The 11846-nt window shown below is 66.4% G+C and carries 11 protein-coding genes and 1 tRNA gene; 4 read left to right on the top strand and 8 right to left on the bottom strand.

The window, feature by feature from the left end:
• The 8 genes from ABIA65_RS33015 to aceE form a co-directional block, all read right to left on the bottom strand.
• Positions 1 to 201: helix-turn-helix domain-containing protein (locus ABIA65_RS33015; protein WP_354526219.1), on the bottom strand; the 201-nt coding region annotated here is incomplete at its 3' end.
• A 139-nt stretch (positions 202 to 340) separates the two neighbouring features.
• Positions 341 to 1762 (bottom strand): acyl-CoA carboxylase subunit beta, encoded by a 1422-nt coding sequence (locus ABIA65_RS33010; protein WP_241404587.1) that lies wholly within the window; start codon positions 1760 to 1762, stop codon positions 341 to 343.
• Between the two features lie 48 nt (positions 1763 to 1810).
• A complete protein-coding gene (gene kasB, locus ABIA65_RS33005) occupies positions 1811 to 3064 on the bottom strand; it encodes a 3-oxoacyl-ACP synthase KasB (RefSeq protein WP_354526218.1) in 1254 nt (417 codons plus the stop codon).
• A 37-nt stretch (positions 3065 to 3101) separates the two neighbouring features.
• Positions 3102 to 4352: a 3-oxoacyl-ACP synthase KasA gene (gene kasA / locus ABIA65_RS33000; protein WP_241404589.1), complete on the bottom strand. Its 1251-nt coding sequence runs from the start codon at positions 4350 to 4352 to the stop codon at positions 3102 to 3104.
• The gene (acpM, locus tag ABIA65_RS32995) at positions 4349 to 4642 is read right to left on the bottom strand and encodes a meromycolate extension acyl carrier protein AcpM (RefSeq protein ID WP_241404590.1); all 294 of its coding nucleotides are present in this window, start codon (positions 4640 to 4642) and stop codon (positions 4349 to 4351) included. Before acpM ends, kasA begins: the two co-directional genes overlap by 4 nt.
• 76 nt (positions 4643 to 4718) lie before the next feature.
• On the bottom strand, positions 4719 to 5666 hold the full coding sequence (locus ABIA65_RS32990) for an ACP S-malonyltransferase (protein WP_354526217.1): 948 nt from the start codon (positions 5664 to 5666) through the stop codon (positions 4719 to 4721).
• Between the two features lie 126 nt (positions 5667 to 5792).
• Positions 5793 to 7079, bottom strand: a complete 1287-nt coding sequence (locus ABIA65_RS32985) for a PucR family transcriptional regulator (RefSeq protein ID WP_241404591.1) — start codon at positions 7077 to 7079, stop codon at positions 5793 to 5795.
• Between the two features lie 55 nt (positions 7080 to 7134).
• Positions 7135 to 9924 carry a pyruvate dehydrogenase (acetyl-transferring), homodimeric type gene (gene aceE / locus ABIA65_RS32980; protein WP_354526216.1) on the bottom strand — a complete coding sequence of 930 codons (2790 nt, stop codon included), beginning with the start codon at positions 9922 to 9924 and terminating at the stop codon, positions 7135 to 7137.
• Positions 9925 to 10082: 158 nt separating this feature from the next.
• Here aceE and ABIA65_RS32975 point away from each other — a divergent pair, with 158 nt between their 5' ends.
• The 4 genes from ABIA65_RS32975 to ABIA65_RS32960 all read left to right on the top strand — a co-directional run bounded on the left by ABIA65_RS32975 (position 10083) and on the right by ABIA65_RS32960 (position 11768).
• Positions 10083 to 10658: an Rv2240c family protein gene (locus tag ABIA65_RS32975; RefSeq protein ID WP_354526215.1), complete on the top strand. Its 576-nt coding sequence runs from the start codon at positions 10083 to 10085 to the stop codon at positions 10656 to 10658.
• Between the two features lie 94 nt (positions 10659 to 10752).
• Positions 10753 to 11175: a DUF3052 domain-containing protein gene (locus tag ABIA65_RS32970; protein ID WP_354526214.1), complete on the top strand. Its 423-nt coding sequence runs from the start codon at positions 10753 to 10755 to the stop codon at positions 11173 to 11175.
• A 7-nt stretch (positions 11176 to 11182) separates the two neighbouring features.
• Positions 11183 to 11647, top strand: a complete 465-nt coding sequence (locus ABIA65_RS32965; RefSeq protein WP_354526213.1) for a peroxiredoxin — start codon at positions 11183 to 11185, stop codon at positions 11645 to 11647.
• Between the two features lie 46 nt (positions 11648 to 11693).
• Positions 11694 to 11768, top strand: a tRNA-Val gene (locus ABIA65_RS32960).
• Positions 11769 to 11846 lie beyond the last annotated feature (78 nt).

Below are 11846 nucleotides of genomic sequence, written 5' to 3'. Positions count from 1 at the left end.
GCCGACGACGTCGAGTTTGAACTCGAACGAGTACGACGTCTTGGTCGGTTTAGCCACCAGCGCTCTCCTGCCGTGCAGGCTCCACCGGCGATACAAATCGCGCACCGCCCACGGACTCAACCCGAGACGCGTCGCCGTGGCGTGATGCCGCCAACCCTGCTCGAACAACGCTACAACCGCACCACGCTGCCCCTCAGTCAACGAACTACGTGGATGCAAAAAAGTACTCCCCAGAAGAAGGAACTGAAATCTTCAGTCCAACTTCCGGGGAGCACTTCAGTATCAGGGGCTTTGGTTGGAGCCACGAAGTGGACTGCTCGCGGCTAGTGCCGCAGGGAGATTACAGCGGGATGTTCTTGTGCCGGCCGCGGCGTGCGGGTGCCTCGGCGAGAGCCTGAGTCACCACGCTTCGGGTGTGCGCCGGGTCGATCTTCTCGTCGACGACACCGATCTCGACGGCGCTGTCCACGCCACCGGCGATCCGCTCGTGTTCGAGGGCCAACTCCTCGTGCAGGGCGTCCCGATCCTCGGGCGCCGCGGCTGCCAGAGTGCGCTTGTGCAGGATGCCGACCGCTGCCTTGGCGCCCATCACGGCGACCTCGGCATCCGGCCAGGCGAACACCTTGGTTGCGCCGAGCGAGCGGGAGTTCATCGCGATGTAGGCCCCGCCGTAGATCTTTCGGGTCACCAGGGTGACGCGGGGGACCGTCGCCTCGCCGAAGGCGTGCAGCAGCTTGGCGCCGCGGCGAACCACGCCGCCCCACTCCTGGTCCACACCGGGCAGGTAGCCGGGCACGTCGACGATCACGATCAGGGGGATGCCGAATGCGTCGCACAGGCGCACGAAACGTGCTGCCTTCTCGGCGCTTTCGGAGTTCAGGCAGCCGCCGAGGCGCAGCGGGTTGTTGGCCAGCACGCCAACGGAGCGACCGGCGAGGCGGCCCAGGCCGACCACCATCGAGGGCGCCCACTTGGCCTGAAACTCCTCGAACGGCGTGCCCGCGTCGAGCAGCGCGTCGATCAACGGGTGCACGTCGTAGGCCCGGCGCGGCGAATCCGGCAGCAGGGCATGCAGATCGGTGTCGCCTGCCTCAGCCTTGCTGCGGTCGAAGTGACCCTGCTGGCTGAACAGTCCGACCAGACGCTGGCCGCGCGCATAGGCGTCGAGTTCGTCGTTGGCGACGATGTGGCACACGCCCGACTTCTTGTGGTGGGTGTCGGGGCCGCCGAGCGACGCCATGTCGACGTCCTCGCCGGTGACGCTGCGCACGATGTCGGGTCCGGTGACGAAGACCCGGCCCTCGGGCGCCATGATCACGACGTCCGTCAACGCGGGACCGTAGGCCGCGCCGCCCGCTGCGAAGCCGACCACGATGGAGATCTGCGGGACGTAGCCCGAGGCGCGGATCATGGCCTCGAAGACCAGGCCCACTGCGTGGAGCGCCTTGACGCCCTCGGCCAGGCGCGCGCCGCCGGAGTGCCAGATGCCAACGATCGGGCTCTGCTCCTCGATGGCGGTGTCGTAGGCATCGACGATGTGCTTGCAGCCCTCGATGCCCATCGCGCCACCCATGACGGTGCCGTCCGTGGCGAACGCGACGGTGCGCACACCATTGACGTTGCCTGCTGCCGACAGCACGCCGGACTTGTCGCGCTCGTGCAGCAGCTCAACAGTGCCGTCGTCGAAGAACGTGCTCAGCCGCAGTAGCGGATCGCGCGGGTCGAGCGACTCAGCAGCCGTCTCTGGGGCCATGATCGTCATCGAAACCTCCTGTAACCGTCGAACTTCGGCGTGCGCCTTCGTGAGAAGTCAGTGCTTCCCGAAGACGAGCGCAACGTTGTGCCCGCCGAATCCGAACGAATTGTTGATCGCGTACTGGTAATTGCCCGTTCGTGGCTCCCCGGCGACGACGTCCAGATCAATCTCCGGATCGAGGTTTCGCAGGTTCAACGTCGGCGGGACGACTCCGTCTCGCAACGCCAGCACGGTCAGGATGGACTCCACCGCGCCGACGGCGCCGACGGAGTGGCCCAACGCCGACTTCGGCGCGTAGACCGCGGGCCTGTTGCTACCCAGGGCATTGTTGATGGCCTTGCCCTCGGCCACGTCCCCAACCGAGGTTCCGGTCGCGTGGGCGTTGACGTGGTCGATGTCTTCTCGCGTGAGCCCGGCGAGTTCGATCGCCCGGGTCATCGCGTGTCCTGCTTGGCCACCGGTCGGATCGGGCGCCACGATGTGGTAGCCGTCCGAGGTGACGCTGGCACCCATCAGTCGGGCCAGAATGCTCGCGCCACGCGCCTTTGCGTGGTCCTCGGTCTCGATGACCAGAAGCGCGCCGCCCTCGCCGAAGACGAAACCGTTGCGATCCTTGTCGAACGGACGACAGGCGCCCGCCGGATCCTCATTGGTGGTGGAGAGGACGATGCGCATCTGGGCGAACCCGGCGATGGGCACCGCTTCGATCTTGGTCTCCACGCCACCGCAGATGGCGATGTCTGCCTCGCCGAGCACGATGCTGCGCCATGCGTTCGCGATGCCCTCGGACCCCGACGCGCACGCCGAGACCGGCGTCACGATGCCGGCCCTGGCGTTGCGCTCGAGACCAACCACCGCTGCTGGCGAATTGGGCATGTATGTCTGCACGGCCAGCGGGGATACGGCCTTGTAGCCCTTCTCCCGCATATCGTCGTAGGCGAACAACAGCTCTTCACTGCTGCCGATTCCGGTGCCGATCGACACCATCAGACGACGGGTGTCGACCTCGGGTGCACCAGCGTGCGCCCAGGCCCGCCTACCGATTACGGTGGACATCTTCTGCAGGTACGAGAGGCGACCCTGCTCCTCGGGAGTCAGGTCGCTGTCGAAGTCCTCCAGGAGGTGGCCACCGATACGAACCGGTAGGTCGTACAGCTCGACGAACGGGTCATCCAACGTGCGGATGCCGCTCTCGCCGTCCAGTAGCCGCTTCCAGGTGCTGTCGGCGTCGGTCGCCAACGCGGTCGTCATGGCGTAACCCGTGACGACCACGTTGGGGAAACCGCTGCCTGTAGTCAACCCTGCCATTACTGCTCCGAACGTTCCCCTCTACGCCTGAAGATGATCAGTAGCGCCCGAAGGCTAGAGCGACATTGTGTCCACCGAAACCGAACGAGTTGTTGATGGCGTACTGGTAGTCGCCATTTCGAGGCTCACCCGCGACGACATCGAGATCGATCTCGGGGTCGGGTGTCTCGTAGTTCAGTGTCGGTGGGATGACGCCATCCCGCAGTGCGAGCACTGTGAGGATGGACTCCAGTGCGCCGACGGCGCCGATGGAGTGCCCCAGTGCTGACTTCGGTGCGTACACCGCGGCGTGTTGCACTCCGGCTTCCCGGATGGCGTTTGCCTCGGCGACGTCACCGATCGAGGTGGACGTGGCGTGCGCGTTGACGTGGTTGATGTCCGTCGGCGAGAGGCCCGCCGTCTCCATCGCCCGCTTCATCGCGTGAGCGGCCCGCAGGCCGTCCGGTGCCGGAGCCACCATGTGGAAGGCATCGGACGAGATGCCCGCGCCCAGCAGCCTGGCCAGCGGCTTGGCGCCACGAGCCTTGGCGTGCTCCTCGGTCTCGATGACCATGAGCGCACCCGCCTCGCCGAACACGAACCCATCACGGTCCTTGTCGAACGGACGCGACGCCGCTTCCGGATCGTCATTGCGGGTCGACATGGCCCGCATCATCGAGAACGCCGCGATCGGCAGCGCCTCGATGGTGCCTTCCACGCCGCCACAGACGGCGATGTCAGCGTCACCCATGACGATCTGTCGCCACGCGTGTGCAATGCCCTCCGAACCCGAGGAACAGGCCGACACGGGGGTGATGACCCCGGCGCGTGCCCCGAGTTCCAGTCCGACGACAGCGGCGGCACCGTTGGGCATGACCATCTGAACCGCGAGCGGGGACACCTTGCGGGGTCCGCCGTGGTTCATGGCGTCGTACATCTCGACGATCTTCTCGCCGCCACCGAGTCCGGTTCCGATGACCACCGAGAACCGATCCGGGTCGACCTCGGGGCTACCCGCGGACTCCCAGAGCTGGTTGCCGAGGTACTTCGACATCCGCTGGACGTACGACATGCGTCGCATATCCAGTCGACTCATCAGCGGATCGAGCGGCTCCTTGAGGTGACCACCGATCTTCACGGCAAGGTCCCACTTGTCGACGAACTCGTCTTCGAGAACGCGGATGCCGCTCTCGCCTGCAAGCAGAGCCTTCCACGTGCTCTCGATGTCCGGAGCAATCGACGTGGTCGCCGTGACGGCGGTCACGACGACGTTGGGGAAACCGCCGTTAGCAGTGGAAGGCCTGGTCACTGGGAGAACTTATCGCGCAGTGCTGCGGCGGCCTCGGGGTTCTCTTCCTCGAGCTTCTGGATGTAGGCGACGACGTCTCCGACGGTGCGCAGGCCCGCGAGGTCCTCGTCCGGGATCTTCACGCCGTACTTGTCCTCGGTCTGCACCGCGATCTCAACCATCGACAGCGAGTCGATGTCCAGGTCGTCGACGAACGACTTCTCCGGGGTGACCTCGGAGGGCTCGATGCCCGTGACCTCTTCGATGATCTCGGCAAGTCCGGCGATGATTTCCTGCTGATTGGCGGCCACGATGGCTCCTTCTATCTCTTCGGTGTCCCGCGCTCCACGGTGGAGGGCGGGAATGAATGTCTTGCGGTTGTACTGGTTAGAGCTCGGCGAGCCCGTCCAGGTCTGCGGGGGTCTTGACGGCGTGCGTCGGTACTCCCCGAAGCTCTCGTTTCGCGATCCCGGTGAGGGTCCCGGCGGGCGGGAACTCGATGATCGCGGCGACCGGGCCCTGGGCGCCGTTGCGCAGGGCCGCTTGGTCGCGCAGGTACGCGGTGCACAGGTCCCAGCGGACCGGCTTGGTCAACTGGGCCACCAGCTTGGTCATGGCGTCGTCGGCGGAGGTCACGGGTTGACCGTCGGCGTTGGACAGCAGGGTGGTGGAGGGCTCATTGGTGCTGACGCGCTCGGCGGCCGCGGCGTAGCCGTCCAGCGCCGAGGCCATGTAGCGGGTGTGGAACGCGCCGGCGGTGGCCAGCTTGCGGACACGTGCCTTGGCGGGGGGATCCTCGATCAGCTTGTCCAGCGCGGACACTGCACCTGCGGCGACGATCTGGCCCGCGGCGTTGCGGTTGGCCGGCACCAGGTCCAGCGCGTCGAGGCGGGCGAGCACCTCGGCCTCATCGCCACCGAGAACCGCGGCCATACCTGTCGGCTCGACGGCGCAGGCCTTGGCCATCTCGGCGCCGCGGATGGCGGCGAGCCTGACTGCGTCGTCTGCGGAGATGACGCCGGCGATGGCGTAGGCCGCGATCTCGCCGACGGAGTGTCCGGCCACGACGGTCGGGGCTCCCGACAACAGGCCGCGCTTGGTCAGTTCCTCGTAGGCCAGCAGCGTGGCCGCGACCACCAGCGGCTGGGTGACCGCGGTGTCGGTGATCTCGTCGGCGGTCGCCGTGGTGCCGAGGGTCATGAGGTCCAGGCCGCTGATCTCGGACCAGGTCGCGAGGCGCTCAGCGGTGCCGGCCAGTGCGAGCCACGGCTCGAGCATGCCGGGGGTCTGAGACCCCTGGCCGGGGGCAAGCAAAGCAAGCGTGTCTTGAGGCACGAATTAAGAGAACACTGTGAAGACGGGTTTCCGCGGTGTAAGAGATTATGAACCTCGTCTTATGTTTTTGTAGGTAGTCCACAAAACAGCATGTGAAGCGACACGTTCGATATCTGACCGCGACCTTCAGCCGAGGACGGTGGGGGCAGATGTGCCCGCGCGAGGGCGGATCGGCGGGGCCATACCACCATTTAACGAGTTGGTGTGTGATCCATGACGGCCGAGTCGGCCCACGGTGGTGGCAACGCGCAGTACATAGGCATCCCGCGGCAGGGTCGGATCTCGCCCGGTGAAGTCCGCGATCCGTTTGAGCCGGTAGCGCACGGTGTTTGGATGAACGAACAATTTGCGTGCGCAAGCCTCTATGGCGCCCCCGGAATCGAGGTACGCGTCCAGGGTTTCGGCGAGCGCGGGACCGGCGTCTGCCAGCGGGCGCATGACGTCGGTGTCCAGGGCGGAGATTGCTGACGGGTCACCCAGCAGCGCGCGCTCGGGCAGTAGCTCGCGGGCGGTGACGGGCCGCGGCGCGCCGCTCCACCCGGCGACGGCGTTCATGCCGGCGATGGCCTCGGCGGCGCTGTAGTGCGCCGCGGAGAGTGACGACGCGACCGGCCCGATCACGACCGGTCCGTCGGAGAAGACCTCGAGTAGTTCGTTGAGGAACTTGTCGGTGGGGGACAGGCGGCCCGACACGATGGCCACCAGCCATGTGCCGTGCACGTCGGTCAGTGCGCTGCGGCCGTGCGCCGCGACGATCGCGTGGATGTCCTCGCTGGTGTAGTCGATTCGTCCGGGTTGCGGCAGGCCGACCAGGACAGTCGCGGGCGCGGTGGCATCCCAGTTCAGCGCGGCCGCCTGTGATGAGAGTTCGGGGCCGACGTCACCACGCACAACGGCGTCGACGACGTTGGCCTCCATTCTCGTGTCCCAGGCGCCGCGAGACTCCGCGGCGTCGGCGTATCCCGATGCCGCGGCGAACGCGAGGTTGCGGCTGTAGCGCAGGATGCCCACGGTGAGTGCCGTCATCTGGTCGTCGTTGCGGGCCAGCATCGGCACGGCTTCCTCGAAGTGCTCCATCGTGACCCGCACCATGTCCACGGTCTGCCGTAGCGCGATCCGCCGGGTGAGCTCCTGGGGAACCAGGGCGAACGCATCGGCGGTCAACCCGACGTCGCCGCGTGGGTTGCGCATCCACTCGGCGAAGTTCACCAACGCCGTCTGGACGACGAGCTGGACGCTGGCGCGTTGAGACGCCTCGAGGTCGGCGAAGAACGGCAGTCGTTCTCCCATCACATGGACGGCCTCGGTGGCCAACCGCCCCGAGTACTGCTTCACGCGACGCAGCAGGGCCTCTGGGACGGAGTCCAGCAGCTCTAGCGACGACCGCGCCGCGTCGGGCAATTTGTCGGTCATCCCTAAAAGATACGCGCCTCGTCTGGCAGTTTCCTACAAACCGGGGAACCCGCCCTCAGGCGCTGCCGGTGTCCTTGAAGGAAACCCCGGCAGCCAGCACGTCATCGATGCGGTACTGCTTGGCGGCCGCGACGGCGACCGAGGGGTCGATCTCACCGTCACGGGCCAGTGCCTCGAGCACCGCCACCACGACCGACTCGGCGTCGGTGTTGAAGTAGCGCCGCGCGGCCGGCCGGGTGTCGGAGAAGCCGAATCCGTCGGTACCGAGGGTGACGTAGGTGTTGGGCACCCACGGGCGAATCTGCTCGGGCACCGCGCGCATCCAGTCCGAGACCGCGATGGCCGGTCCCACGGTGGAGCCCAGCACCTTCGTCAGATAGGCCTGGCCGGCCTCCCGGTCGGGATGGCGCAGCGCCTCCCTGTCGACCGCCACGCCGTCACGGTTGAGCTCACCCCAGCTCGTCACCGACCAGACGTCGGCCGCGACGTCCCAGTCGGCGGCCAGCATGTCGGCTGCGCGCAGCGCCTCGGGCATCGCGACACCCGAGGCCAGGATCTGCGCGACGTTGGTGCGCTTCTCCTTCGCCGCGCGGAAGCGGTAGATACCGCGCAACACGCCCTCGGGGTCGAAGTTCTCCGGCTCGGCCGGCTGGAGGTAGGGCTCGTTGTAGATCGTGATGTAGAAGAAGACGTTCTCCGGTGTGTCGCCGAACATCCGCTCCAGGCCGCTCTCGACGATGTGGGCGATCTCGTAGGCGAAGGCCGGATCGTAGGTCACCACAGCCGGATTGGTCGACGCCAGCAGAAGCGAGTGGCCGTCGGCGTGCTGCAGCCCCTCACCGGTGAGCGTCGTGCGTCCCGCGGTGGCGCCGAGGACGAAGCCGCGGGCCATCTGATCGGCAGCTGCCCAGAACCCGTCGCCGGTGCGCTGGAACCCGAACATCGAGTAGAAGATGTAGATCGGGATCATCGGCTCGTCGTGGGTGGCGTAGGAAGTGCCCACGGCGGTGAAGGACGCGGTCGACCCGGCCTCGTTGATGCCCTCGTGCAGGATCTGCCCGATTTCACTTTCCTTGTACGCCAACATCAGTTCGGCGTCCACCGCGGTGTAGAGCTGGCCGTTGCGGTTGTAGATCTTCAAGGACGGGAACCACGAGTCCATGCCGAAGGTGCGCGCCTCGTCGGGGATGATCGGCACGATCCGCTTGCCGATCTCCTTGTCCCGCAACAACTCCTTGAAGGTGCGGACCGTCGCCATGGTGGTGGCGACCTCCTGGTTGCCCGAACCCTTCTTGAGCGCCTTGTAGGTGTCGGTCGGCGGCAGGTTCAGCCGCTTGGTCTTGGTCCGCCGCTCGGGCAGGAAACCGCCAAGGGTGCGCCGCCGATCCAGCATGTAGCGGATCTCCGGCGCGTTGGGGCCCGGGTGGAAGTAAGGAGGCAGGTACGGATCCTCCTCCAATGCGGCGTCGGAGACCGGAATCCGGATCGCGTCCCGGAAGCTCTTGAGGTCTTGGAGCGCCAGCTTCTTCATCTGATGGGTGGCGTTGCGACCCTCGAAGTGCGCACCCAGCGTGTAGCCCTTGATGGTCTTGGCGAGGATCACCGTCGGCTGGCCCTTGTGCTCGGTGGCCGCGCGGTAGGCCGCGTACACCTTGCGGTAGTCGTGCCCGCCGCGCTTGAGGTTCCAGATCTCCTTATCCGTCATCGGCTCGACGAGGGCCTTGGTCCGGGGGTCGCGGCCGAAGAAGTGGTCGCGGACGTAGCCGCCGTCGTTGGCCTTGTAGGTCTGGTAGTCGCCGTCGGGCGTGGTGTTCATCAGGTTCACCAGCGCGCCATCGCGGTCGGCGTGCAGCAGCGCGTCCCACTCGCGGCCCCACACCACCTTGATGACGTTCCAGCCCGCGCCGCGGAAGAACGACTCCAGCTCCTGGATGATCTTGCCGTTGCCGCGCACCGGGCCGTCGAGACGCTGCAGATTGCAGTTGACGACGTAGGTCAGGTTGTCCAGTCCCTCATTGGCCGCCACCTGGATGAGGCCACGGGACTCCGGCTCGTCCATCTCGCCGTCGCCGAGGAACGCCCACACGTGCTGATCGGAGGTGTCCTTGAGGCCGCGGTCGTGCAGGTAGTGGTTGAACCGGGCCTGATAGATCGCGTTCATCGGGCCAAGGCCCATTGACACCGTGGGGAACTCCCAGAAGTCGGGCATGAGGCGCGGGTGCGGGTAGGACGGCAGTCCGCCGCCGGGATGGCTGTGCTCCTGGCGGAAACCATCCAGTTGGTCGGCCGTTAGCCGACCCTCGAGGAATGCGCGGGCGTAGATGCCGGGGGAGGCGTGACCCTGAATGAAGATCTGGTCGCCGCCGCCGGGATGCGACTTTCCGCGGAAGAAGTGGTTGAAGCCGACCTCGTACAGCGCCGCCGACGACGCGTAGGTCGAGATGTGGCCGCCCACACCGACACCCGGCCGCTGCGCGCGGTGCACCATGATCGCGGCGTTCCACCGGATCCATGCCCGGTAGCGGCGCTCGACGTCCTCGTCGCCGGGAAACCATGGCTCGAGTTCAGTCGGAATCGTGTTGACGTAGTCGGTCGACGTGAGCGCGGGGATGGCGACTCGTTGTTCGCCGGCGCGCTCCAGAAGCCGCAGCATGAGGTAGCGGGCCCGGGCCGGGCCGGACCGCTCGAGCAGCGCGTCGAACGACTCCAGCCACTCGGCGGTCTCGTCGGAGTCGATATCGGGTAGATAGGAGGCAACGCCCTCGCGAATGACTCGAACTCGGTCCGGTTCGCTTGGGCTGCCTGAGTTTTGGGCCAGATCTTGACGCGCGAACTCGGTAGTCACTGCCGCTCCTTGGTTTGGCGGAATCGATTGCTCGCGACAATGAGGGTGGTCATCGCGAACTACTTCATCCTGCCTCAATCGTGCGCCGGAAGTGCGCCCGGGTTGGCCTATGCCATGACTCGGTAGGGAGGGCGGCAAACCGGTAACGTCTGTAGACCGTGACCGGGGGAAGGCTGCAGGCGGGACGCCTGCGCGCCGTGGGCGTCGTCGCGGGATGCGCGGCTGGACTGCTCATGGTCGTCGTCGGGTGCCAGAGCGTGACCCAAGGTGACGCGACCGTGGATGCCGCGGACCCGCCGGTCTACCGGGCGTCGGTGTCGGCGTCGAGCGAGGAGTCCGCGGCCAGTTCGAGTGCCCGAGAATCCCAGCGTCAGTCGTCGTCGTCGACGAAGGCGGTGCACACGGCATGTGACGCGCTGAGTTCCACCAGCGTCGATGCGGTCGCGGCGCTCAACGGCTACGTCGGGGCCTACAACGACAACGCACCCGATGTGGTGGCCAAGGCGGTACCCGCGATCGATGCGCTGAACCGCAGTGCCGACGAGGTGGCGGGCAGTATCTCCGAGCCGCTCTCGCCCGAGCTGAGGGCCGCCCTCACGGGCTGGGTTGATGCAGCTAGGGCCCTTGCGACGGCCGTCGCCAAGGACGCGGGGATGGATGAGTTCAACTCCGCCGTCGGCCGACTCAACGATTCCCAGGCGGCCGCACTGGGTCTCTGCGACGCTGCATATTGAGCAACTTGCGTGCCTGTGACGTGCACATCGGCCGCAGCGTGCGACTATAGGGCCGACGCACCTAGTGCATACCCGCAGGCTGAAGGAGGACAGGGTGGTTACGGCGGATTCGCCGCGCTATGCCAGCAGGTTGGGCATAGAAAAGGATCTGGTTGTCCAGGAGCTTGGCTGGGACGAAGACACCGATGACGACATCCGGGCGGATATCGAGGACGCCTCTGGCAGCGAGCTGCTCGACGAGGATTCCGACGAGGTCGTAGACGTAGTGCTGCTGTGGTGGCGCGACGACGACGGCGACCTCGTAGACCGCCTGATGGATGCGATAACTCCGCTGGCCGAGGACGGCGTGATCTGGGTGATCACACCGAAGACCGGCAAGCCGGGACACGTACAGCCGGCGGAGATCGCCGAGTCCGCACCTACCGCGGGCCTCATGCAGACGTCTTCGGCGAATCTTGGTGACTGGATCGCCAGTCGCCTCGTGCAGCCGAAGTCGAAGAGCGCCGGGCGCCGATAGGGACGACATGCTGGAACCAGGCGCTTTGGCGCCTGACTTCACCCTGAAGGACCAGGCGGGCCAGCCCGTATCCCTGCGTACCTTCCGCGACGATCGCGACGTGCTGCTGGTGTTCTTTCCGCTGGCGTTCACTCCGGTCTGCCAGGGGGAGTTGGCGCAGATCCAGGAGAACCTCGCGAGTTACCAGAACGCGGACACACAGACGCTGGCGATCTCGGTGGGGCCTCCGCCGACACACAAGGTGTGGGCGAACCAGAGCGGCTTCACCCTGCCGCTGCTGTCGGACTTCTGGCCGCACGGGGAGGTCTCGTCGGCTTATGGCGTGTTCAACGACGACAGCGGCTACCCCAACCGAGGGACGTTCGCCGTCGACCGGGGCGGCGTCATCAGGTTCGCGGAGATGAAGTCTCCCGGTGAGATGCGTGACCAAGCGGTGTGGACCGATGCATTGGCGGCGCTGCGCGGGAGCTGACGGATTTTCCGGGGACGCGTTTCGGCGTGTAGCCTCCCCCGAGCACGGGCGTGTAGCTCAGTGGTAGAGCTCTGGTTTTACACACCAGCGGTCGCAGGTTCGATACCTGTCGCGCCCACCAAGTTTTTGCAAGTCATATGAACGCGATGCCCGTCGCGTGTCGGCGCTCACGACAGTGGTGCAGAACTCGCGAGGATTG

Origin of the sequence: Mycolicibacterium sp. 624 (assembly GCF_040548615.1) — a bacterium.
GTDB lineage: Bacteria > Actinomycetota > Actinomycetes > Mycobacteriales > Mycobacteriaceae > Mycobacterium.
Note: the sequence above shows the minus strand (reverse complement) of the source record. Positions and strands in the feature narration are given on the sequence as shown.